The organism is Mesorhizobium loti (genome assembly GCF_003148495.1).
GTDB lineage: Bacteria > Pseudomonadota > Alphaproteobacteria > Rhizobiales > Rhizobiaceae > Mesorhizobium > Mesorhizobium loti.
This window is the reverse complement of sequence record NZ_QGGH01000001.1, coordinates 1,344,200-1,367,130: the sequence shown is the minus strand read 5'-3', so window position 1 is coordinate 1,367,130 and position 22,931 is coordinate 1,344,200. Positions and strand designations below refer to the sequence as shown.

General features: G+C 63.0%; 26 protein-coding genes. 19 read left to right on the top strand and 7 right to left on the bottom strand.

Annotated features, from left to right (window positions below):
• Positions 1-81: 81 nt before the first annotated feature.
• Positions 82-1,602, top strand: coding sequence for a glucosamine inositolphosphorylceramide transferase family protein (locus tag C8D77_RS06975; RefSeq protein ID WP_109660513.1), 1,521 nt, complete (start codon positions 82-84; stop codon positions 1,600-1,602).
• A gap of 115 nt (positions 1,603-1,717) precedes the next feature.
• Positions 1,718-2,908, top strand: coding sequence for an FAD-dependent oxidoreductase (locus C8D77_RS06970; protein WP_109660511.1), 1,191 nt, complete (start codon positions 1,718-1,720; stop codon positions 2,906-2,908).
• A gap of 327 nt (positions 2,909-3,235) precedes the next feature.
• Here the strand turns inward: C8D77_RS06970 and C8D77_RS06965 are convergent, their stop codons facing one another.
• Both C8D77_RS06965 and C8D77_RS06960 read right to left on the bottom strand, forming a co-directional pair.
• Positions 3,236-4,090, bottom strand: a complete 855-nt coding sequence (locus tag C8D77_RS06965; protein WP_109660509.1) for a sugar phosphate isomerase/epimerase family protein — start codon at positions 4,088-4,090, stop codon at positions 3,236-3,238.
• A 106-nt stretch (positions 4,091-4,196) separates the two neighbouring features.
• Positions 4,197-5,258: a LacI family DNA-binding transcriptional regulator gene (locus C8D77_RS06960; protein WP_109660507.1), complete on the bottom strand. Its 1,062-nt coding sequence runs from the start codon at positions 5,256-5,258 to the stop codon at positions 4,197-4,199.
• Between the two features lie 145 nt (positions 5,259-5,403).
• Between C8D77_RS06960 and C8D77_RS06955 the strand changes: the two genes are divergently transcribed.
• Positions 5,404-6,435: a hydroxyacid dehydrogenase gene (locus C8D77_RS06955; RefSeq protein WP_109660505.1), complete on the top strand. Its 1,032-nt coding sequence runs from the start codon at positions 5,404-5,406 to the stop codon at positions 6,433-6,435.
• A gap of 97 nt (positions 6,436-6,532) precedes the next feature.
• Positions 6,533-6,637, top strand: coding sequence for a putative RiPP precursor (locus C8D77_RS06950; RefSeq protein ID WP_109660503.1), 105 nt, complete (start codon positions 6,533-6,535; stop codon positions 6,635-6,637).
• Between the two features lie 331 nt (positions 6,638-6,968).
• On the opposite strand, the gene C8D77_RS06945 is transcribed toward C8D77_RS06950, so the two are convergent.
• Positions 6,969-7,178 carry a hypothetical protein gene (locus C8D77_RS06945; RefSeq protein ID WP_109660501.1) on the bottom strand — a complete coding sequence of 70 codons (210 nt, stop codon included), beginning with the start codon at positions 7,176-7,178 and terminating at the stop codon, positions 6,969-6,971.
• 330 nt (positions 7,179-7,508) lie between these two features.
• Here C8D77_RS06945 and C8D77_RS38040 point away from each other — a divergent pair, with 330 nt between their 5' ends.
• The 5 genes from C8D77_RS38040 (at position 7,509) to C8D77_RS06915 (ending at position 10,727) form a co-directional block, all read left to right on the top strand.
• The gene (locus C8D77_RS38040; RefSeq protein ID WP_215732039.1) at positions 7,509-7,907 is read left to right on the top strand and encodes a hypothetical protein; all 399 of its coding nucleotides are present in this window, start codon (positions 7,509-7,511) and stop codon (positions 7,905-7,907) included.
• Between the two features lie 210 nt (positions 7,908-8,117).
• Complete coding sequence (locus C8D77_RS06935; RefSeq protein WP_109660499.1) at positions 8,118-8,795, top strand: Crp/Fnr family transcriptional regulator; 678 nt, start codon at positions 8,118-8,120, stop codon at positions 8,793-8,795.
• Positions 8,796-9,056: 261 nt separating this feature from the next.
• Positions 9,057-9,317 carry a DUF982 domain-containing protein gene (locus C8D77_RS06930; protein WP_109660497.1) on the top strand — a complete coding sequence of 87 codons (261 nt, stop codon included), beginning with the start codon at positions 9,057-9,059 and terminating at the stop codon, positions 9,315-9,317.
• Positions 9,318-9,325: 8 nt separating this feature from the next.
• A complete protein-coding gene (locus C8D77_RS06925) occupies positions 9,326-9,799 on the top strand; it encodes a hypothetical protein (protein WP_126069858.1) in 474 nt (157 codons plus the stop codon).
• Between the two features lie 712 nt (positions 9,800-10,511).
• Entirely contained in the window at positions 10,512-10,727 is a 216-nt protein-coding gene (locus tag C8D77_RS06915) for a hypothetical protein (protein WP_109660491.1), read from the top strand.
• A 530-nt stretch (positions 10,728-11,257) separates the two neighbouring features.
• Here the strand turns inward: C8D77_RS06915 and C8D77_RS06910 are convergent.
• Positions 11,258-11,470 (bottom strand): hypothetical protein, encoded by a 213-nt coding sequence (locus C8D77_RS06910; RefSeq protein ID WP_109660489.1) that lies wholly within the window; start codon positions 11,468-11,470, stop codon positions 11,258-11,260.
• A 119-nt stretch (positions 11,471-11,589) separates the two neighbouring features.
• Between C8D77_RS06910 and C8D77_RS06905 the strand changes: the two genes are divergently transcribed.
• Both C8D77_RS06905 and C8D77_RS38035 read left to right on the top strand, forming a co-directional pair.
• Positions 11,590-11,931 (top strand): low affinity iron permease family protein, encoded by a 342-nt coding sequence (locus C8D77_RS06905; RefSeq protein ID WP_109661383.1) that lies wholly within the window; start codon positions 11,590-11,592, stop codon positions 11,929-11,931.
• A 43-nt stretch (positions 11,932-11,974) separates the two neighbouring features.
• Positions 11,975-12,454: a hypothetical protein gene (locus tag C8D77_RS38035; protein WP_215732038.1), complete on the top strand. Its 480-nt coding sequence runs from the start codon at positions 11,975-11,977 to the stop codon at positions 12,452-12,454.
• A 46-nt stretch (positions 12,455-12,500) separates the two neighbouring features.
• Here the strand turns inward: C8D77_RS38035 and C8D77_RS06895 are convergent, their stop codons facing one another.
• On the bottom strand, positions 12,501-12,806 hold the full coding sequence (locus tag C8D77_RS06895) for a hypothetical protein (protein ID WP_164771723.1): 306 nt from the start codon (positions 12,804-12,806) through the stop codon (positions 12,501-12,503).
• Positions 12,807-13,233: 427 nt separating this feature from the next.
• Between C8D77_RS06895 and C8D77_RS06890 the strand changes: the two genes are divergently transcribed.
• Complete coding sequence (locus tag C8D77_RS06890) at positions 13,234-13,908, top strand: Crp/Fnr family transcriptional regulator (RefSeq protein WP_245951656.1); 675 nt, start codon at positions 13,234-13,236, stop codon at positions 13,906-13,908.
• Here C8D77_RS06890 and C8D77_RS06885 read toward each other — a convergent pair whose 3' ends face one another.
• A complete protein-coding gene (locus C8D77_RS06885) occupies positions 13,909-14,166 on the bottom strand; it encodes a hypothetical protein (protein ID WP_109661379.1) in 258 nt (85 codons plus the stop codon).
• Between the two features lie 234 nt (positions 14,167-14,400).
• On the opposite strand from C8D77_RS06885, the gene C8D77_RS06880 reads away from it, so the two are divergent.
• Positions 14,401-15,144 (top strand): helix-turn-helix domain-containing protein, encoded by a 744-nt coding sequence (locus C8D77_RS06880; RefSeq protein WP_109660483.1) that lies wholly within the window; start codon positions 14,401-14,403, stop codon positions 15,142-15,144.
• Between the two features lie 26 nt (positions 15,145-15,170).
• Here the strand turns inward: C8D77_RS06880 and C8D77_RS06875 are convergent, their stop codons facing one another.
• Positions 15,171-15,842 carry a GntR family transcriptional regulator gene (locus C8D77_RS06875; RefSeq protein WP_109661376.1) on the bottom strand — a complete coding sequence of 224 codons (672 nt, stop codon included), beginning with the start codon at positions 15,840-15,842 and terminating at the stop codon, positions 15,171-15,173.
• A gap of 143 nt (positions 15,843-15,985) precedes the next feature.
• Here C8D77_RS06875 and C8D77_RS06870 point away from each other — a divergent pair, with 143 nt between their 5' ends.
• The 6 genes from C8D77_RS06870 (at position 15,986) to C8D77_RS06845 (ending at position 22,930) form a co-directional block, all read left to right on the top strand.
• Positions 15,986-16,573 (top strand): amino acid synthesis family protein, encoded by a 588-nt coding sequence (locus C8D77_RS06870; RefSeq protein ID WP_109660481.1) that lies wholly within the window; start codon positions 15,986-15,988, stop codon positions 16,571-16,573.
• Positions 16,566-18,344, top strand: a complete 1,779-nt coding sequence (locus C8D77_RS06865; protein ID WP_109660479.1) for an alpha/beta fold hydrolase — start codon at positions 16,566-16,568, stop codon at positions 18,342-18,344. Before C8D77_RS06870 ends, C8D77_RS06865 begins: the two co-directional genes overlap by 8 nt.
• 5 nt (positions 18,345-18,349) lie before the next feature.
• Positions 18,350-19,408, top strand: coding sequence for an LLM class flavin-dependent oxidoreductase (locus tag C8D77_RS06860; RefSeq protein ID WP_109661374.1), 1,059 nt, complete (start codon positions 18,350-18,352; stop codon positions 19,406-19,408).
• The gene (locus C8D77_RS06855; RefSeq protein ID WP_109660477.1) at positions 19,405-20,883 is read left to right on the top strand and encodes an aldehyde dehydrogenase; all 1,479 of its coding nucleotides are present in this window, start codon (positions 19,405-19,407) and stop codon (positions 20,881-20,883) included. Before C8D77_RS06860 ends, C8D77_RS06855 begins: the two co-directional genes overlap by 4 nt.
• A gap of 83 nt (positions 20,884-20,966) precedes the next feature.
• On the top strand, positions 20,967-22,001 hold the full coding sequence (locus C8D77_RS06850) for an ABC transporter substrate-binding protein (protein WP_109660474.1): 1,035 nt from the start codon (positions 20,967-20,969) through the stop codon (positions 21,999-22,001).
• A gap of 68 nt (positions 22,002-22,069) precedes the next feature.
• Positions 22,070-22,930, top strand: coding sequence for an ABC transporter permease (locus C8D77_RS06845; RefSeq protein ID WP_109660473.1), 861 nt, complete (start codon positions 22,070-22,072; stop codon positions 22,928-22,930).
• Position 22,931: the final 1 nt, after the last annotated feature.

The window sequence follows — 22,931 nt, the reverse complement described above, 5'->3', positions numbered from 1 at the left end:
CAGCGAGCGGAGATGTATGCGGATGGGGCTACAATTTGACCGGACCGGCAAGGCCGGACACCGCCTTTTCGGGTCCCCAACATGCGGATAAGCCTGCGCCTGGACGGCGATTGCGTGCGCGCCTTCCATGTCGCGCTGCTGGAACGCCTTGCCGCGCTTGGCGATGTCGTGCTGTCCGTCGATATCAGGCCGGCGGGCGGCGGCATCCCGCGCAGCGCCGCGGCCCTGTTTCAACTCGAAACGGCGATACACGGCCTGTCCCATGATGGGCTGGGCAAGCGTGTGCCGCTTTCGACGCTCGCCCCCTACCGGACGCAGTCCTCTGCTTCGCCTGACCTGGTGATCGACCTCTGCGGCGATGTCATGCTGGAGGGCATGCGGGTCTGGCGCGTCACCTACGATGGCGCCAGCGGCGAAGCGGCCTTGCTGGCCCTGATCCTTGCCGGCCGCACACCGCTTGCCCGCATCGAGGAGAACGGTATTGCGATTGCAGCCGGGCGCCTGGGAACCGAATATGGCGGCATCGCGCTCGCATCCTTCCAGGACATGCTGGCGCGCACGGCAAGCCTGATCATAGCTGCCCTGTCAGGCGCGGCAAAGTCCGTGCCCGACCTGCCCGAGCCGCCGCAGGCAGGTAGCCCGCCGCCGATGCCTTCGGCCGGCAAGCTTGGCGTCAGAGCCGGCAAGGCGCTGGCGCGGCGGATCGTCCAGAAGATCTACCATCTTTGCTACAACGCGCCGCACTGGAAGGTCGGCTGGCGGCAGACCAAGGGTCGCGATTTGTTCGACCTGCGCGCGCATCCGGCATCGGGTTGGCAAGAGCTGCCGGACGACGGCAGCCGCTTCTATGCCGACCCGTTCCCGATCGTTCGCCAAGGCCAGCTAACCCTGTTCGTCGAGGACTATATCCATCGGCTGGGCCGGGCCATCATCTCCGCCGTGCCCTTCGGCCCGGCCGGCCCGCTCGGCCGCCCTGAGCCGGTGCTCGACCTGCCCTACCATCTCTCCTACCCCTTCGTCTTCGAGCGCGACGGCGAGGTCTGGATGGTGCCAGAAAGCTGCGCCAACGGCACGGTCGATCTCTACCGGGCCACCGCCTTTCCCGGCGGATGGGTCAAGGAGGCGACGCTTCTGTCCGGCATCATCGCCAGCGACGCCACCCTGGTCGAGCACGGCGGCGCCTGGTGGCTGTTCGCCACTGTCCGGGATGGTGGAGGCACCATCCGCGATGGCGGCGGCGCCTTCTCCGACGCGCTGCATCTGTGGTCGGCGCCGGATTTTCGCGGCCCCTGGACACCGCATCCGAACAATCCCGTGCTGATCGACATCGCCTCGGCGCGGCCGGCCGGGCGCATGGTCAAGCGCGGCAACGACTTGCTGCGCCCGGTTCAGGACTGCCGCAGGAGCTATGGCGCGGCTCTCGGCATCGCACGCATTTCTCACCTTGATTTGATCGGCATGGAGCAAGTCGTTGAAACCATCTTAAATCCAGGTGCGCTATGGAATGGGCGCAAACTTCACACGCTCAACGAGGCAGGCGGTTTTGAGTTCATCGATGGCTCGGCGATCGCACCGCGCTGGAAACGACGGGTCCGCGATTAACCTAAACATTGGTTACTACCAGATACATGCTCCGGTTGCTTGAGGTTGAATTAGGTCCGGGAGATATCTTCCACCGTAGTTGCACTCGGGAGTTGCTACCAGAAAGGGCAGCGAAATGAGTACCGCAGAGGCTGGCCAAACCGAAGTCGAAGTGGTGATCGTCGGCGCCGGAATGGCCGGCACCACCTTGGCAACGGTGTTGGGACAAGCTGGGCGCAAGGTGGCGCTGATCGATCCGCACCGCGTCCACCACGACGAGTTCCGGGCCGAGAAGATCGGCATGGATCAGATGCTGCTGTTCGAAAAGCTCGGCCTCGATGCGACGGTCAAGCGTCTCGTCACCTCAACAACCGATACCCATGTCTTCCGCCTCGGCCAGCTGTTCGCGCATGAGAAGAAGTCGGAATTCACATTTTCCTATGGCGCGCTGATCAATGGCCTGCGCGACGCCTTGCCGCCGCAAGTGCCGCTGACGGTCGGCAAGGTAACCGAGATCTCGACCGGACCGGACCGGCAGCGGCTTGTGCTGGCCGACGGCTCCGTCATCAGTGCCCGCCTGCTGGTGGTGGCCACCGGCCACGGCGAAGCGGTGCGGCGCGCCGTCGGGGTCGAGCGTGTCGAGCAATCGAAGGCGCATTCGCTGTCGATGGGATTCGATCTCGCCATCTCGCCGCGTGAATTCGCCTATCAGTCCGCTACTTGCTACGGCAGGCGGGCCGCCGACCGTGTCGCCTACATCAGCATCTTTCCTCTCGGCAACAAGATGCGGGCGAACATGTTCGTCTATCGCACCGTGGCCGAACCGTGGACGAGGGCGTTTCGCCAGGATCCGCAGAAGATGCTTTGCGAGCTGATGCCCGAGATAGCAGCGCTATGCGGCAACTTCGAAGTCGCAAGTCCCGTCGAGATCAGGCAGGTCAGCCTGAATACGACGCAAGGCCATCGCCGCGACGGGGTCGTCTTCATCGGCGACGCTTTCTGCACGACGTGTCCAACGCCGGGCGTCGGCATCGGGCGGGTGATGACCGATGTCGACCAGCTCCATTCGGTTCACATTCCGCGCTGGCTGGAAACACCAGGCATGGCGGCTGACAAGATCAATGCCTTCTATGACGACCCGGTCAAGGTGGCTACCGATGAGGACGGTATGCGTGTGAGCTACTATGCCAAGTCGATCACCATCGAAACCGGGCTGGAATGGCGCGTACGGCGCCTGCGCAACAACACGGCGCGCCGGCTGATGATCATTGGCCGCAAGATGCGGCATCTGGGACAACGGCAGGCGCCCGTGGCCAACATGCAATAGGGCGCGATCAGCCAATCGCGCCCTATTGATTGCCCTTATGAGGCGAATGCGTCAGACGCCAACCGCTCAGGCGGGCGGCGGCGGAGGTGTCGAGGGGGCAGTCTGGGCCGTGACGACCGAAAGCCTGTCGCGCTTCTGCAAAGTTGGCTTCTCGTATTTCTTCACCGCAAAGTCCCCTCCACATTGGATACGGCGCCAGCAGAACCAATTCCCTGCCTCGTGTCAATTGTGCCGTTACTGGTTCTTACACCGTTTCTGCAGCACCTCGGTCAAACGATTCTGCACTGTTGCATCGCTGGCACATGTGACGGCTCCGTTGGAGCACCCTCACCCCAGCGTCAGCCCGGCCTTCCTCGCCTCCTTGCGCAGGAACGGCAGACCGACCTCGATGACATCGTCCGGATTGTCGGCCACCGGCCGCCACACGGCCAGCCCGCCGGCAATGTCGACATCGACATGGTTCATGCTTTCCAGCGTGATGGCTCCGCTGTAGCCGATGTCCGATATCGCCTTCATGCAGGCCGCCCAGTTGAGCATGCCGCGCCCCGGCACGCCGCGATTGGCTTCGGAGACATGGACGTAGCCGAGATAGGGTGCGGCGGCGCGGAAGCCGGCTTCAAAACTCTCCTCCTCGATATGCATGTGGTAGGTGTCGAGATGGATGAAGATGTTGTCGGCGCCGACGCGCTCGATGATCCGCGTCGCGTCGATGCCACGGTTGATCAGATGCGTCTCGTAGCGGTTGCAGGGCTCTATGCCGAGCTTCAGCCCATGCGCCTTGGCCGCCTTGGCCGCGCGGACCAGGAACCTGCACATGCCGTCCATTTCCTCAGCCATCGGCGCACGTCCGGAAGTCTTGCCGATCGTGCCATAGGTGACGCCGCCGAGCGCCTCGCTGCCCACCGCCTCACACACGCCGAAGGCCGGCTCGAGGAAAGCCAGCGCCTCGTCCGGCCGCGCCACCACGTCGAGTGAAGCAGGCAGGCCAAGCGACGGAATAAGCGCGACATTCCAACGTTCGGCAAAGGCGTGCGTGCGCAGAGTGTCGATCTCCTCGGGGCGCAGCAGCGGGATTTCGAGCAGGCCGATGCCCAGTACCTTCAACCGCTCCATCTGCGGCTCGATCAGGTCGAGGTCCCAGACCGGGGCAATGGCGAATGTGTGCAATCCAAAAACATTCATCAGCTGTAGCCTCTCCGTTCATGCGCCGGAAACGCGAGGCCGGAAGCCAGAGTAAATCGATTTATCTTCAGGACGAACTGGGTCATTCGTTTTCCTCCATTTGATGTCACGTGCCGCGAGCCGTCCCGGAATGCGGGCCGTTGCCTGGCGGGCCAACGGATTCCCGCATCAGAACCTTGCAAGGCTCGAGCCGCGCGATCGGCGGCCCCTCCCCGCCTTCGATCCTGGCAAACAAGGCCTCCATGGCGTGGCCGGCGATCTGGCGCACCGGCTGCACCACGGCGGCGATGGCCGGCCATGTCACCTGCATCCATTCGGCATCGTCGAAGCCGACCAGCGAAATGTCGTTGGGGCAGTGCCAGCCGCGTCGGCGGAACTCCGAGAGCGCCACCAGCGTACCCTTGAGGAACAGCGAATAGACCGCCGTCGGCCGCTCTCCCTTCGCAAAATAGTCGCGCAGCTGCGCCCTGAGCGGCTCGACATCGGTTTCGGCGAGCACGACGTCGATGCGAACACCCGGCGCCAGCTTGAGCGCGGTGGCGCGAAATCCATCGAGGCGGGCGCGCACGGTGGCCGCCTGCTCGCCAAGGCCGATGACCAGGATGTGGCGGTGGCCGTTGCCGAGCAGTTCGCGCGCCACTTCGGCGCTTGCGGCAGCACTGTCGGCCGACACCGTGTCGAAGGCGTCGTCGGACAGCACGCGGTCGATCAGCACGCCGGTCATGCCGTTGGCCTTCATGAATGCGGCCGCCGGTCCATGCTCGTTGCGCACCGGTGCCAGCACCACGCCGGCCACCCGCCAGTCATGCATGCGGGCGAGGATCTCCGTTTCGCGCGCTTCGGATTCGCGGCTCGACGCCGCCACCAGCGTGTAGCCGCGCTGCTCGGCCAGGCTCTCGAGCTGGGTGACCATCTGGCCGAAGAACTCGCTTTCGAACTCGGGCATGATGGCGCCGATGATGCGGCGCTTGGCCCTGCGCATGTCGGAAGCCAGCGGATCGACGCGGTAGCCCAACAGCTCGACGGCATCGAAGACGCGCTGCGCATTTTCGGACTTCACCGTGGTGACGCCGGCCATGACCTTGGAGACGGTGGCGGCGGACACGCCGGCATGGCTTGCCACATCATGGATTGAGGCACGCCGCTGCTGGCCTTGCCGACGCGCCATTGGTCCTCCTCCCGAGATGCGGACATCAGCATTTCTCGTCCGCTGGAGAAATGGGTAAATCGATTTTTCGTGGTTGTAAATCGTTTAATCGAAGGTAATTTACCTCCCAGAAAACGCGATCCGGATCGCGCCGGGAGGAATCATCATGTCAGACAATGCCTTGCCGCTGGTCATCAGCGCGCCGGAACCGCGCACGCTCGATCTCATCTTCACCCAGCCGCAGCTGGCGCGCCTCAGGTCGAAATACCGCATCGTCGAGACCACCGCCGACGGCGTGGCGAACCTGCCGGCCGATGTGCTGGCACAAGCCCGCTACATTGTCGGCCAGCCGCCGATCTCACCCGACACGCTCGACCAGATGAAGGCGCTGCGCTGCGTTTTCAATGTCGAGACCAACCTCATCAACAACATGCCTTACGAGACGCTGTTCGCGCGCGGCATCCATGTCGTCACCACCGGCCTGGTGTTCGCCGAGCCGGTGGCCGAGCTTGGCCTTGCGATGGCGCTCAACCTCGCCCGCAACATCGTCGATGCCGACCTCGCCTTCCGGCAAGGCAGGGAATTGTGGGGCGGCGACGGCAATTTGACGGCGCGGCTCTTGTCGGGCGCCGATGTCGGCATCATCGGCTTCGGCGATCTCGGCCGTGCGCTGAACCGGCTGCTGTCGGGCTTCCGCACCCGCACCAAAGTCTTCGATCCCTGGCTGCCGCCGTCGATCCTCATCGACAATGGCGTCGAGCCGGCCTCGCTGGACGCGGTGCTGTCGACCAGCGACTTCGTCTTCGTCGTCGCCTCGGTGACCTCTGAGAACCAGGGCTTTCTCGGCGCGGATGCCTTCGCCAGCATGCGCAAGGGCGCCGCCTTTATCCTGCTCAGCCGCGCCGGCGTGGTGGACTTCCCCGCGCTGATGGCCGCGGTGAAGAGCGGCCACATCGTCGCCGCCAGCGACGTCTTCCCGGAGGAGCCGCTGGCGTCAGACCACCCCGTGCGCGCCCTGCCCGGCTTCCTGCGCTCGGCCCATCGCGCCGGCGCGCTCGACATCGCTTTCAAGCGCATGGGCGACATGGTGCTGGAGGACATGGACCTGATCGACCGCGGCCTGCCGCCGCTGCGCTCCAAGCGCGCCGAACGCGAGACGGTTTCGCGCATGCGCTCAAAACCCGCCGACAGGAACTGAGGCAGGTTTCGTCGCTGGCCGGCCTTGGCCGCTTCAGCTTGACAGAGCGCGGCCGGCGACGACGCTGCCGCAATCGAACTCTACTGAGAGGCAAACCATGAAGAAGACCTATGAAAAGCCGGTGCTGGTCAAACGGCAGAAACTGTCGGCCTTGACGGCGCAGGCAATCCCGTCATCGGGCCCGATCGGCCCGTCAGGCTGACGCCACCACAGGGCATTCCCGCGATGTACTTCAGCACCGTCCGGAACCTTTGCGCGGCCTTTGCGTTCTTCCCCCGGATCGTCTCCCATTCGATCCGGAACACCTCCAATCAAATGCCCCGTCAGGCTCCGGCCGGCGGGGTTTCTTTTATCCCCATGGAACGCACTGGTTTCCGGTTTGGCGGAACAATTGTCCCGCCGTGAAGTTTTGAAAATAGACCTGGCGGTGGGACGCCCGGTCTACTCCGGGAGACCTGTCACGATTTGCGTCGGTGGCGGGTCTTCTGCGCGCAGAGGGCGCCGCGCAGGAACACGCAGCACCTGGTTGCGCCTCATGCGTCCGAAGGGTCGCTCTTCGCGGCGTCGACATCCCGGCCAGTCCGAAAGATCCGCCTGAGGATGTCGCGCGCGATCTCCGCCCGGTGCTTGTCCTGGCCTCGCAACTCGACGCCGCCGAGCCTTGCCGGCGCTCCACCCGTATGGTCCCACACCATCCAGCTGCCGGGCGCTTCCTGCAGGCACTCAAATCTGTCTTTTGGCATTAGGCGATTTCGTCTCTCGGCATCAAGCGTCCCATTCGCAAGGCCCGCCAATGAAGGCACCGCTATCGATGGCCGACGCGGGGGTTAGGTTGGGCGGGGGGCCGGGTCCCGCGTCGGCCAAGGCGGCATCTAAGGTCCGCCGCGTTGCAAAGCTACCCAGTTACCGCAAGGCGAACAATTACGCGAATTGCTTGGTACGCTTCCGGACAGTTCGCGGGACTCGCTAACCAATTGTCGGAAGCATACGGTGCGCGTGTCGCTGGCCGTTGAATGGGCGCTGGCGCTTGAAAGAGCAGATCGCGCTTTCGCCCCAACGATGGGAGAAGCGCGATGATCTTCAACGGGTCAGTGGATTCAGATCAGCTTTCGATCCTGGGTAAAGTGCTCGATGACTATTGCCGCCAGGCCGGCATTGCCGCGGGCCAACCGGCCAGGGAACGTCTCGGGTGCCGTGCCATGGAGCTTTTTCAAGGCGGCATGGACATGCCCGCGGAACTGCTTGCCGCTATGCGCTTCAGCTACGACGAATGGCTCGGCGAGGTCGATCCCCAAACCTCATCGGTACAGAGGCCTGCCTTGTGGGCGGTCGAGGCAGCACTCACGGAACCAACCCCTGCCGGGACAGTTGGTTCGGGTGGCGGCGGAGCATCGCGCTTCCCTCAAGCGAATGCGGTGGAGGACTCCGCCAATTCGTCACCACGCCCCCTCCAGGGAAAAGATTCCGAATAGCAACCCGGCACGGAATGACTCGCTATCGGATTGTCGAAAGCGTACACTTCCCCGTCGCTGGCCACTTTAACGGGCGCTGGCGCTTGAGAGTGCCGATCGTACTCCCGCCCCTGCGGGAGCTGCATATTGAACTACGAAATCCCAAAATCGACTGTCGCTGGCCAGGCACTGGCTTTGGACAACCAGTTCCGAAATGAACTGTTGCGAAGGATGACCGCCGAGGACCTTGCGCTGCTCGAACCGGATTTGCACCGGGTAGCCCTGCCGCTGAGAATGCCCCTCGTGACGCCCGACGTGCCGATTGAAGCCGTTTATTTCATCGAGCACGGAATCGCGTCGGTCGTCGCGCGCACGCCCGGTGGACACGAGGCCGAGATCGGCTTCATCGGCAATGAAGGGATGGCCGGATATTCGCTGGTGATGGGCGACGACCGCGCACCGCAAGCCTGCTTCGTGCAACTCGAAGGCGAAGCGATGCGCATGGACGCAGGCAGCTTCAATGCGGCTCTGACGACCAGTCCCACCTTGCGCTTGTTCCTGTTGCGCTTCGTCAATTCTCTGCAGATCCAGACCGGATGTACCGCGCTTGTCAACGCGCGGCTGCGGTTGGCGAGCCGTCTGGCCCGGTGGTTGCTGATGTGCGACGACCGCGTGGTGGGAGTACGATTTTCCATTACCCACGAGTTTCTCGCCACGATGCTGGGCGTCAGACGGCCAGGCGTCACCATCGCCCTTCAAGAATTGGAAGGCCTTGCTCTGATCCGGTCGCGCCGGGGTGAGGTCATCATACTGGACCGCCCTGGACTGATTGCGCTGGCCAATGGTGGATATGGGGAGCCAGAAGCTGAATATAGCAGGCTTTTGGGAGAGACCGGCTCGGGGGATTGATGACCGGGCACGGCGCCTGTTGCCTCCGGTCGGCTCAACATTGTCGGTTCTGTACCAATACTCGATGGAGAAATGTCGGAATCGCACTGTTATCCGCAAGTAAATCGTAAAGTGAGAATAATTGAATATTATTCGCCCAATGCGTCATAGTTAATAGACGTAACCTTGTTTAGGTGGTTAAGTAAATCTGTCATCAGCTATGGCACGGGCGCTGGTGCTTGAGAGAGATTACCGTTCTCCCGCCCCAGCGGGAGCTATGCGATGACAGTCAACCAGCCAAATATGTTTTCCGGAATTCCCATCGAAAGAAGTGACGGCACCATCTCCGTCCTTTGCACACTTCCTCAAATGGCCGACGCTTTGGCGGATGGCTGGCCATCCGATGGGCCAATGTTTCTGGCTGCGCTTGCTGCCCTGGTGGGGGAAAGAGTGGGATGTTGCAGCACAAGGGACGTCCATCGAGCCTTCATTGCGGCAGCGGTTGAAGCCGATTGTCTCCCCGACAGCTACATGAAGAAGTGAGCGCGAAAATGCCTCTCACCTTGCGGACGACACTTTGCGAAACGAGAGATGCGTTGCATGTGCTGCGAAGGGCTTTGTCTGTTCGCGGCCATATCGAAGCAATGGAAGAGATCGATTCCCTTATAGGTGTCGCAGAACAAAAGGCAGTCCACGCGATCGGCGACATTGACCGGGCCGAGTTTCGAAAACCCATTCTCGTGGTGGTGGCGAACCCCGCAATGTCCGAAGATATCCTGATTCCAGTCGCGCTGCCCACCAGGCTCGGTGAGCTTCGTGAACAAGGCATGGGCCTCAGTGCATATTGCGGCAATGCGCGCTGCGGTCATTTGCGTTCGCTGGATCTCGATGGCCTGATCGAGATCTACGGCACCCACTATGATTTCATCACCGAAAAGCGGTTGGCATCGAAGCTGGTGTGCAAACGATGCCAAAATGTTGGGGGGAGGCTTGTCGTGGTCTCCGATAAACGGCCCCGGTATTGAATACCCGGGGGCGGAACGAATCCCTCCGTCGCCCGGTGGAGACAAGCGAGCAATCGCGGAACCATCCTCTGCCGAGACAGTTGGTTCGCGTGGCGACGGAGCATCGCGCTTCCCTCAAGCAAATGTAGCGGATCCCTCCGCTAATTCGTCGCCACACCCTCCAGAGAAAGCATCCATAGGGGCTTTGAGCGTTAAAGCCTCGGCCAGCAATTCGACAGGAGCCGCGAGGCCCTTGAGGGTGGCGTACAGACCCAGCGTCACCATCGCCAGGTGACCCTCGGCTTTGTCGTGAACCAGGTCTGCGGCGTGCACTAGGTCTGCGGCGTGCACTAGGTCGATGGGGACTGGCGGCCTCACTTGCGGATGATCCATTCGATGACGCCGGCGCCGACGTCGAGATTGCCCGTGAGTTCGCGCGTCATCGCCGTGGCATGTTCCGCCCATTTCGCTTCAGGCAGCGGATATCACGCCGCTGGGGCCTTGGTCGTCTTCCATCCGATGTCTCCCGGCGGGGCGGGAATACATCACACTTTCAAGCACCAGCGCCCGTTTCGTGGCCGGTGACCCCTCGCACATAGCGGCTTTGCGCACGCGCTCAACAACAAATGAGATCGGAGCGGGATGATGTTTTTTTCGTACCCAGGCGCTGCGGGTCGGAACGTTTTCTCCCGGCCAGCATTTTGGGTGCCATCGAAAGACAGGAGAGACTTCCTTGACCAGACTGCCTCAGGACAAAGACCGGATTGAACGTGCCACCCGCGAGGCTCAATCCATCATCGCCATCGAACGTCAGGCGCGTGAGGCAAAGACGGCCCGGCTGCGAGAACTGCGGCTTTCCTCAGAGGCGCCAATCTCGACAGGGACCGCCATGACAAAGCGCAAGCCTGGCGCCCGAAAAGCGACACGCAAGACTATCGAGTTGGAGTGACGCTCCCAACGCACCGCATCCGACAAGCATCTCGCGCCTATTTGCGCACGATCCAAACTATGCGCCGCCGCTAGTAGCAGCACAACCAAGGCAAATGTAACATTAGCTACACGTAATTGTGGCACGTTTGATGCATCGAAGAACTCGATGGGGTAACGGGAGCAGAGGCGATGTATAGGAATGATGAAAAACTGTGCAATTGGGCGAGCGCACGAGGCATTATGATTTACCGACGCTCAAAGACCGTATGGATTGCAGCGGGAAGTTACCGGGATCGCAAATATGAGGTGAAGGGACGGACACCTGCCGTTGCGCTCGCATTGTGGAAGGAAGCCGCCAGATACAGCGGGTCGGGAATTTGAAGCCTGACATATGCCTTGAAAAGTAGCCGCCTGATCAATGCTTTTCACCGGCAGCCGCGTCGGTCATTTACGAGGCCTGTCAAAACTTCAATCGCCTGGCAAAGATTTGCCGATCGTGAAATCTGGCAGCGCCCGCCCCAGCAAGCCGGCGGAAAGTGACACCCAGAACTAGAGCCGTGACGTGAGCTCCGGGTCGACGCTGTATTGGAATACGCTGCCCTCGCTTTCGTCGACCACCCGGAACCAGTGGGTTTGCAAGGCGCGCGGCGACATGGCCTTGCCCGTGATTTTCTGCAGCGCCTCAAGTGCCGTAGCCCCACTGGCAACGTGCGAAGCAGACAGTGACTCTGCGTCCATTTCGTCAATCTGGTAACGCGGCATTGCTGGCCTCCTGTCAGCCAAACTTCGGGAGGCCACCTAGGTTCCTGGAACGAAATTCCTTTTGCGAACTTGCTGACGTCATGAGCGCCTGTGAGCATTTTGCAAGGTTGGTCGGCACCATGAACAAGTTCCTTTTCGCAGCCGCTGATTTTCTGTCTCGCCCGCCGGGCTTCTACGTCATGATCATTGCCATGGTGGTGTGCACCGCCCTGGTACCGTTCGGCCTGACGAATGCCGTCACCTACGCGCTGTCGGTCGCGGCCATCGTCATCACCGGTGTCGTGCTGATCCAGGGCTACCGCGACACCGCCGCGATCCATGCCAAGCTCGACGAGATCATCGTCGCCCTCAACGACACCAGAAACGATGTCGTCGGGCTGGAGCATGCCGACCCGAAAGACATCAGGGCGAAGCTCGGCAAACTCGAGGAAGAGGCAGCGCGAACCGCGCCCGAGGCCTAGAGCAATTCACCGTTTCACGGAAACGGCGAACCGCTCTAACTCTTTGTTTCGACGCAATTCTCAAGGGAAAGCGCTATGCGCTTTTCCCGGGAAAACCGTTTCACACTTTTCCTGGAATTGCTCTAGCCGACCTTCGGATCATTGGGTGCCAATGATGCCGGGATCATTGGCACCCAATGATCTCGGCATCATCGGCATTCATTGGCAGCAGCCACAGGCGGAGCCGCTAACCAGCCGCAAAGTTCCGGGCGAACTGCTCTTCCTCGAACAGGCGCTGTATGGTTTCGCCGTTCTCGACGATCCGAACGGCCCATTGGCCATCGATAGGCTGGATGGAAACGCCTGTCTGCCGAGGCGCATCGACAGCGTTCATGGCTGCTTTTTCGATCTGCGGGCGACCGCTTCCATAAAGGAGCGTGCGGCAGCGTCACAAGCCGTTCTGGACGGTCCGTTTGCGAACAGCACGACCTCCGCAGCCTTCTCCGACATGCCATGTTTCCTGGCAAAGACCGCCGTGTCGTAAGGCTCGTTTTCAGTCCCCGGTGTCGAGGACGTGACCCTGACCTTGGTCATTGCCGCGGCCGCCTGAAACTGTCGAGCAATTCGGCTTCATTGCTGTAGCCATTCTCGAAAAGCGAGAACACCGTGGCTGCGAGCCGCTGCACGTCCGGCTCGCTCGACTTCGGGTCAAGTTTGCGTTCGGAGCAGACCCGATCAAAGACGCGTTGGCACAGTTGCAGATCGGAAGGATGGAAGCCGGGATTGCGCTTGTTAAGGCTCGACATGAGAAGCCCCTTTCGGAGCAGCGACCCATTTGCCTGACGCTGTCGATCAAAAATGAAATCGCGCGCAGCGAGAGTCAATATCAGCGTCATCACCGTAAAAACCGTACAATTCTCCCACTGAAATTCGGCATGCTTTCAAGCCGTTCGCAGGGCAGGCGCGACATGGCGCCTGATCGTTAGCCGGCGGATTTTATCGACCATCACCCGATCCGGCGTCTCTCAGCAAAATGTCGGTTTTGTACCAAGAAGGGCTTGGTACGTTTCCGACACTAACGTTGAAGTCGATCTTTTCGTATGCGAACGGCAGTGGGGGACGCTGTGCATCGCATTTCATATCGTATTCCTAGGTTTGTTCGTTCAAAGACCCTATGTGTAGGCGATCGTCGGCACGTCGATACGGGCGCGGACGGCTGGGAGATCGGATGGCTCTTGCCCTGCATTGGGCCGCGCCATGACTGATTCCGGCAAGAAATCTCCCGACAAAGATCACCAATATCGAAATCAATTGCTGCGGCGCATGCCCGCGGATGATCTGGCCTTGCTTGAGCCGCATATGCGGCGCTGCGAATTGCCGTTGCGCATGATGCTGGCGACCCCCGGCATCCCGATAGAGGCCGTCTACTTCATCGAACAGGGCATCGGTTCGGTGGTCGCCAGCACGGCGAGCGGCCACGAGGCGGAAGTGGGCTTCATCGGCTTCGAAGGCATGACCGGCTCTTCCCTGGTGATGGGCGACGACCGCGCGCCGCACGCCTGCTATGTCCAACTCGAGGGCGATGCGATCCGCATCGAAGCCGGCGCTTTCAATGCGGCACTGGCGGCAAGCGCGACCTTGCGCATGTTCCTGCTGCGCTTCGTCAATGCGCTGCAGACCCAGGCCGGCTGCACCGCGCTCGTCAACGCGCGGCTGAAGCTCGAGGAGCGGCTGGCGCGCTGGCTGCTCATGTGCGACGACCGGGTGCCGGGCGAACATCTCGCCATCACCCACGAATTCCTGGCCATCATGCTTGGTGTCAGGCGGCCGGGCGTCACCGTCGCCCTCCAGCTGCTCGAAGGCCGTGCACTGATCCGGGCACGCCGGGGCGAGATCGTCATTCGCGACCGCGCCGGGCTGATTGAGCTCGCCAATGGCAGTTACGGCGAACCCGAGGCCGAATATGTCAGGCTGATCGGCGAGATCAGCGCGGCCTGATCAGGAGCGGCTGCCGCCTGGCTTGCCCGACGCTTTGCCGGGCGGTGGCGCACCGCCTTCAAATGCATCCCGGCCAATCGGCAGCCCGGCATGCTCCAGGCTTGCGAGCTTGCATTTCGTCTGTTCGGCCGCCGCGCCGACAAGGCAATCGATGGCAAACATGGCACCGGCATGGTCGCTCGCCGCGACCGCCTGGCGTATCTTGCTCAATTGCGCTTGAGTGTAGTCCAGAAGCTCGACCAGGTCGGTATGATCCAAACCGCCCTCCATCACAGGATGTCGAGAGGCCGATCTGAGGTCGCTCTTGCTATCAAAATACGCCCATTTGCAAGACTTGCATAGCCAAACTGTCAAAAACGTACAGTCTTCGCGCCGCCGGCTCCGGCATTGGCCAAAGGTCCCTCTTTGCGCCATCTTCGCCGTGTGAGAGATTGCCCTATATAAGCTATCGCTTGAATAAATGGTTCGTACGTCTGTCGCGGGGAAGATGTCGTGCCAATTCGCGAGAATCTCGCCGCCAACCTCAGGCGGCTGATCCAGCGCCACGCTTCGGTGAGCGCGGTGTGCCGCGAGCTTGGCGTCAACCGCACCCAGTTCGAACGCTACCTGCAAGGCAAGGCCATTCCCAACAAGGCCACCGCCAGGCTGATCTGCGATTACTTCAAGATCGACGAGAATGAGCTGTATCGCGAGCCCGCAGCCGGAGCAGGGGCTGACGACGGCCACGCATCGCTGCGCCAGACACTGTATGAGAACATGGTGCGTCCCCCCTCGCCCGCCATCGCCGGCGGCACTTATTTCACCTATTTTTCGGTCCCCGGCCACCCCGACCTTCTGATGCGCTCGGTCACCTTCGTGCGGCGCGAGGCCGAGCTGGTCACCTTCAGGCGGGTGACGCGGTGGGCCCCGGGCGATGGTCAGGGCGGCGCGAGAGTGCCCGGCAACCATTACGGCGTGGCGATCTCGCGCCTGAACTGGATCTATTTCAGCGGCATCAACCGCCGCCAGACCGCCGAACCTTCGATCATGACCGTGCAGTGGGCCCCCATCTCGGAGCCGGTTCTGGTCGGCAGCGCCTTGGTCCTGACCGGATCGGGGCCAGCCTGCGTGTCTGTCATCATGCGCCAGGACGTCACCAGGATCAGCATGAGACGGGCGATGCAGATGGCGCATGTCGTCAGCCTCGACGACCCCGGTGTCGATCAGCTGGTGGTCAGTCTCGCGCGTGAGGCCTGATACACCAGCCGCGCCGGCGTTCGCAGTCAGCCAAGGCGAAGCGTGTTGCGTGCGATCTGCCAGGCGGATTCAACGTGCCGCCGGGCCGCTGCTTCCGCCTCGTCCGGCTTGCGCGACCGGATGGCATCCATGATTTCGGTCATTTCGGCGATCGCCGGCTCGCGGCGGTTCTCCGACGCGATGGTCATCGAGCGCAATTGGTTGATGCGCACATTCAGCCCCGTCACGATTTCCCAGGCAATCTGCTTGTCAGCCGCCCCGAACAGCGTTTCGTAGAACTTGGTCGTCGCCCGCATCACCTCGACCGGCGCGCCTGATGCCCAGGCGTCGAGCAGGTTCGTCAAGGCCGCATCGAGCGAGGCGATCTGCGCGTCGGTGGCCGACAAGGCGCAAGTCCGCGCTGCGATCCCCTCCAGCAGCGCCCGCAGTTCATAGATTTCATCGGTGCGGCCGAGATCCGGCTTGGCGACGGCAGGTCCATGGCCCGGTATCATCTGCACCAGGCCTTCCGCCTCCAATTGCCGCAGAACCTCGCGCACCACGGAACGGCTCACGCCAAGCTGATCGCAAAGCGGCCGCTCGACCAGCCTTTCACCAGGCTGGAAGTGGAAGCCCATGATCGCATCGCGCATGCGTTCCAGCGCCAGCGTCCGCAACGTCTTGGCAGAGCGGTCGATCCGCAGCGTATCGTCTGACATTTTTTCTCCGCCTTCGCTTGCGCCGCCACAAAACAGATTCCGCAGCCGATTGACAAGGTCCTTGGCGCTCCATAGCATGGTATACCATAAGACGATACAGGGATGACGGCGCTGCACCGCGCCATCGCGACCAAGGACTGCTGATGAAACCGGCCATTCGAAAGACTGCCACCTACATCGAGAACACGCTTATCGAGGGCGGCAAGGCCGCACCCAGGCCGTTGCGCCTGATCGGCGTGGCCGCGGTGCTGACGAACCCCTGGGCTGGCCGTGGTTTCACCGACGATCTGTCGCCTGAGATCCGCGCCATCGCTCCCGTCCTCGGCGAACTGCTGACGCGCGAGATCATCGCCGTCGCCGGTTCGGGCGAGGCGATCGAAGGCTACGGCAAGGCCGCCATCTGCGGCACGGCGGGCGAGATCGAGCATGCGTCGGCGCTGATCCATACGCTGCATTTCGGCAATCACTATCGTCGAGCGGTGGGCGCCAAGACCTATCTCGCCTTCACCAATCTGCGCGGCGGGCCGAACACGCCGATCATGATCCCGCTGATGGACAAGAACGACGAGGGCCGCCGCTCGCACTATCTGACCGTGCATTTCCAGATCGGCGACGCCCCCGCCCCCGACGAACTGGTGGTGGCGCTTGGCGCTTCGATCGGCGGCCGCCCGCATCACCGTATCGGCGACCGCTATCAGGACCTCAAGGAGGTGGGAGACCTGCATGGCTGATGTCGCCGCCCCCGCATGGGTTCGCAACACGGCGCCGGACGGCACCGGTTTCATCCGCGCCGGCTCCGGCGCGCCGGTTCTGCTCATTCACGGCGTCGGCATGAACGCAACGATCTGGCAGGATCAGATCGCGTCGATGAGAGACCGCCACGACCTCATCGCCATCGACATGCTCGGCCACGGCACCTCACCTTTGCCGCCGGAACATGCCGCCCTTTCGGATTTCGCCGATCAGGCGCTGCGTCTGCTTGACCATCTCGGTCTCGCCTCGGTGTCGATCGTCGGCCATTCGATGGGCGCGCTGGTCGCCCTGGAAATCGCCCTTCGCGCGCCGTCGCGCGTCCGCTCCATCGTCTGCCTCAACGCGGTGTTCCGCCGACCCGAGGCCCTGGCGCAGGCCGTGCGCCAGCGAGCGGCGGCGCTCGGCACGCATGGCGATCCTTCCGCCATCGCGGCAACGCTTGCCCGCTGGTTCGGCGACCCGCTGCCAGAGAGCCTGGTGGGGGCGGCCGCCACCGCCCGCGCGGCTCTTGAAAGCGTCGACCCGGAGGGCTACGCGCGCACCTATCGTCTTTTTGCCCATGCCGATGCCCAGCATGCCGATGCCCTGGCCGGGCTGGCCGCACCAGCCCTGTTCATGACCGGGTCTGACGACGGCAATTCGACCCCTTCCATGTCGGCGGCGATGGCGAGGCTCGCGCCGCACGGTCAATGCCTGGTGCTCAGCGGAGAAAGGCACATGATGGCAATGGCTTCGCCCGAAAAAGTGACTCGACACATCAGCGCCTTTCTTGACGCCGAAGCCGCGACGCCGCAGGCCGATCCCGCCTTCGACAGCGGCGAATTCCGGCGCGCGCTCGGCTCCTTCCTGACCGGCGTCACCATCGTCACCACGGTCAGTGCGGAAGGCGAGCCGCGCGGCTTCACCGCCAACTCCTTCACCTCGGTCTCGCTCGATCCGCCGCTGGTGCTTGTCTGCATCGCCAAGAAGGCGCTGGGACACAGCGCCTTCTCGACGTCGAAGGGCTTTGCCATCAACATCCTGTCGGAGAGCCAGAAAGCCCAGTCCGGCATCTTTGCCTCCAAGGCCGCCGACAAGTTCGCGAGCGTGGCCTGGCAACCGGGACAGACCGGCAATCCCCTGATCGACGGTTCCGTCGCGGTGTTCGATTGCGCCATGCAGCAGTTGGTCGACGCCGGCGATCACTCGATCCTGATCGGCCGCGTGCGCGATTTCAGCCACAATGGAGCACAGCCGCTCGGCTATTGCCGGGGCACCTATGTGACGCCCGGCCTCAGCCAGGAGGCGCTGGCGGCCGCACCCCCGGACACGGAAGTCGGCGCCATTCTCGAGAATGACGGCCGCGTGCTGTTCTTCGAGACATCCGACGGCTTCCACGAATTGCCGGCCGGACGCGGACTGGGCACGCCGAAAGATCCGCGCAGCCTCAAGGGGCACCTTGCCGCCAAGACTATCGACGCGCAACTCGGCTTCCTGTTCGCCGTCTGGGACGACACAGCCGCTCCGTCGCGCACGCATGTCTATTATCGCGGAACGATCGACGGCCAGTGTTCCGATGATCGACGGATCCGGCTTGTCGACATCGAGCAGATAACCGATCTCAGGATCGCCGACCCTGCGGTGCGCTCGATGCTTGCCCGCTATGTTCGCGAACGCACGGAAGATGCATTCGGCGTCTATGTCGGCAACGAGGTCGAAGGCGAAGTCCGGCCGCTCGCCAAGCCAGTTCTTCTTTCCGGTCGCGGGTGACGCTGATGAAATTCTCGCTGTTCGTCCACATGGAGCGCTCGGATCTGGCCAAGCCGCATTCCGAGCTTGTCGGTGAGCTGGAAGAGCTGGTTGTGCAGGCCGAAGAGGCAGGCTTCGAGACCGCCTGGATCGGCGAGCATCACGGCATGGAATTCACCATCTCGCCGAACCCGTTCATCAACATCGCCTGGCTCGCCGCCAAGACCAGGCGCATCCGGCTGGGCACCGGAACCATCGTCGCGCCGTTCTGGCACCCGATCAAGCTTGCCGGCGAAGCGGCGATGGCCGACGTCATCTCCGGCGGCCGCCTCGACATCGGCATTGCGCGCGGCGCCTACGCTTACGAATACCAGCGGCTTTTTCCCGGCCTCGAGGCCTGGGGAGCCGGCCAGCGGATGCGTGAGATGGTGCCGGCGATCCGCGGCCTGTGGGATGGCGATTTCGAACTCTCCGGCGAGTTCTGGTCGTTCCCCTCGACCACGTCGTCGCCCAAGCCGCTGCAAAAGCCCTATCCGCCGATCTGGGTGGCAGCGCGTGATCCGAACTCGCACGACTTTGCCGTTGCCAGCAAATGCAATGTGCAGGTGACGCCGCTGGCCTCCGGCGACGGCGAAGTGGCCAGCCTGATGGAGCGCTTCAACACCGCCTGTGCTGCCCACCCCGACATAGCGCGGCCGGAAATCATGCTGCTGATGCACACCTTCGTTGCCGAGGACGCGGCCGATGCCGATCGCCTGGTGCAGGATTTGTCGCAATTCTACTGCCAGTTCGGCGCCTGGTTCCAGAACAAGAAGCCGGTGCGCCAGGGCATATTGGAGCCGCTGAGCGAGGCCGAGATCGCGGCCATGCCGCAATATGCGCCGGACAAGATCCGGCAGAACCTCGTCATCGGCGAAGCCGACGAGGTGATCGCCAGGCTGAAGGCCTATGAGGCGCTGGGCTACGACCAGTATTCGATCTGGATCGACAGCGGCCTGTCCCATGAGCGCAAGAAGAAATCGCTGCAGCTCTTCATCGACAGGGTGATGCCGGCTTTTGCCGAACCGAAAGCGGGATCGCGATGAGCACCGCTCAATTCAGGAACTATATCGACGGCAGCTTCGAGGATGCGGCAGCGACCTTCGACAGCATCGACCCGTCGACCGGCACGGCATGGGCCAGGATGCCTGCTGCGTCATCCGATGACGTCGATCGCGCCGTCGAAGCCGCCCACCTTGCGCTGCGCTCCGGCCCATGGGCAGCGATGACGGCAACGGCGCGCGGCAAGCTCCTGGTGCTGCTCGGTGATCTCGTCGTCGCCAATGCCGACCGGCTGGCGGAACTCGAGACGCGCGACACCGGCAAGATCATCCGCGAGACCCGCGCCCAGATCGCCTATGTCGGCGACTACTACCGCTACTATGGCGGGTTGGCCGACAAGAACGAAGGCGCGTTCGTCCCCATCGACAAGGCGGATATGGAAGTGACGATCAGGCCCGAGCCGATCGGCGTCGTCGCCGCGCTCGTGCCGTGGAATTCGCAGCTCTTCCTGTCCGCCGTCAAGCTCGGGCCGGCGCTGGCCGCCGGCTGCACCGTCGTCCTCAAGGCTTCGGAGGATGGCCCTGCCCCGCTGCTCGCCTTCGCCGAACTCGTCCATGTGGCCGGCTTTCCCGCCGGCAGCGTCAACATCCTGACCGGCTTCGGCCATGATTGCGGCCAGCGCCTGACCAGCCATCCGCTCGTCGCTCGTGTCGCCTTCACCGGCGGTCCGGCAACCGCCCGCCAGATCGTCAGGAACACGGCGGAAAATCTCGCCTACACGACGCTCGAACTGGGCGGCAAAAGCCCGGTCGTGGTGTTTGCCGACGCCGATCTCGACAGTGCCGCCAACGCCGTCGTCGCCGGCATCTTCGCCGCCACCGGCCAGAGCTGCGTCGCCGGCTCGCGCCTGCTGGTCGAGCGTTCGGTGAAGGACGAATTCCTCGCCCGGTTGAAGCGCAAGGCAGAAGCGATCCGGATCGGCGACCCGCAAGATCCCGCAACCGAAATGGGGCCGCTTGCCACCTCCCGGCAGCGCGACTGGATCGAGAAGATCGTGATGGCAAGCCTTGCCGCGGGCGGACGGCTGGTCACCGGCGGGGAGCGGCCCACCGGCCACGAAAGCGGCCTCTATTACGCACCGACGATCATCGATGCCAACGACAACACCGGCCTGCCCTGCGTGCGCGAAGAACTCTTCGGTCCGGTGCTCAGCGTGCTCGCCTTCGATACGGAAACCGAGGCGCTCGCGCTTGCCAACGACACGCCGTTCGGCCTGGCGTCCGGCGTGTTCACCACCAATCTCGCCAAGGCCCATCGCATGGCGCGCGGCATCCATGCCGGCGTGGTCTGGGTCAACACCTACCGGGCCGTCTCGCCGCTGGTTCCGTTTGGCGGCTATGGCCAGTCGGGCCTCGGCCGCGAAGGTGGCATGGACGCGATCCGCGACTACACGCGTTCGAAATCGGTGTGGATACGCACCTCGGACGACCCGATTCCCGATCCTTTCGTCATGCGGTAGCCGCCGCAGGCCGGGGAAACGCGATCAAGGCGAAAACGCCGGTCGCAAACAGAAAACAACGAAAACAAACAGAGGAGAACGACATGAAACTGATCACCACCGGCGTCCTTGCCCGCCTTCTTGCAACAACACTTCTCGCAACGACACTTCTGGCAACGACGGCCGCAAGGGCCGAGGACATGGTGTTCACCTCCTGGGGCGGGACGACCCAGGAAGCGCAGACCAAATCCTGGGCCGAACCGTTCACGGCCGCATCCGGCATCAAGGTCATGCAGGACGGCCCGACCGACTACGGCAAGCTGAAGGCGATGGTCGACGCGGGCAGCGTCAACTGGGATGTCGTCGACGTCGAGATGGATTTCGCCATCAAGGCGGCCAAGGATGGCCTACTCGAGCCGATCGACTTCGCCGCAGTGCCGAAGGCCGATCTCGACCCGCGCTTCACCACCGATCACGCCGTCGGCAGCTTCTACTATTCGTTCGTGCTCGCCTGGAACAAGGGCGCCGTTTCGGGCGACCCGGCCGGCTGGGCCGACATGTTCGACACGAAGAAATTCCCGGGCAAGCGGACCTTCTACAAATGGTCGGCGCCCGGCGTCATCGAGATCGCGCTGCTGGCCGACGGCGTGCCGGCCGACAAGCTCTATCCGCTCGATCTCGACCGCGCCTTCAAGAAGCTCGACACCATCAAGTCCGACATCGTCTGGTGGGGCGGCGGCGCGGAGTCGCAGCAATTGATCGCGTCCGGCGAAGCGACGTTCGGCCAGCTGTGGAACGGCCGCGTCTTCGCGCTGGAGAAGGACGGCGCCGATGTCGGCGTCTCCTGGAACCAGAACCTGACGGCGGCCGACGTGCTGGTGGTGCCGAAGGGCGCCAAGAACAAGGACGCCGCGATGAAGTTCCTCGCCGCGGCGAGCAGCCCGGCCGGCCAGGCGAAGTTTGCCGAAGCCAGCGGCTATGCGCCTGTTAACACCAAAGCCAAGGCCGAGATGCCGGCCGATGCGGTGAAGGCGCTGCCGGACGCCCATGTCGACGGGCAGATCAACCTCGACATGAACTATTGGGCGGAGCACCGCGACGAGATCGCCACGCGCTGGTATGCCTGGCAGGCGAAATAAGCCTGCCCCTTGAACAGCAAGCGACGGGACGGCCTGTGCCGTCTCGTCCCGTAGCCCGGGTCGCCGCCATGTCGGTCGAAACACCTCAGAGCCTACCAACATTCCGCATGCCGGCAGGCCTCAACGGCCTGCTGCCGGCGCTGGTCCTGATCGTGCTGTTCTTCGTCGTTCCGGTCCTGGCCTTGCTCTTGCGCAGTGTCACCGAGCCCGAACCCGGCCTGCAGAACTACGCCGCCCTGCTTGGCGACGGCACCTATGCGCGGGTGTTCTTCAACACCTTTCTGGTCGCGTCGGTGGTCACTATCGTCACCGTCCTCGTCGCCTTTCCGGTCGCCTGGATGCTGGCGATCATGCCCTCCGCACTCGCCTCGATCGTCTTCGGCGTCATCATCCTGTCGATGTGGACGAACCTGCTGACCCGCACCTATGCCTGGATGGTGCTGCTGCAGCGCACCGGCGTCATCAACCGGACGCTGATGGCCGCTGGAATCATCGACCAGCCGCTGCCGCTCATCAACAATCTCACCGGCGTCACCATCGGCATGGTCTACATCATGCTGCCCTTCATGATCCTGCCATTGGTCGGTACGTTGCGGGCGATCGACCCGATGACGCTGCGTGCCGCGGCACTGTGTGGCGCCAGCCCCTTCCAGGCATTCCGCCGCATCCTGCTGCCGCTGTCGCTGCCCGGTGTCGCCGCCGGCGGCCTGATGGTCTTCGTCATGTCGCTCGGCTACTTCGTCACCCCGGCACTGCTCGGCGGCACCTCGAACATGATGCTGGCCGAAATGATCGCGCAGATGATCCAGTCGCTGCTCAACTGGGGGCTGGGCAGCGCCGCAGCCTTCATCCTGCTTGTCGTCACCATGGCGCTCTACGCGCTGCAGCTGCGCCTTGTCGGGGCCAGGCGCATCAGCGGAGGCGCCTGAG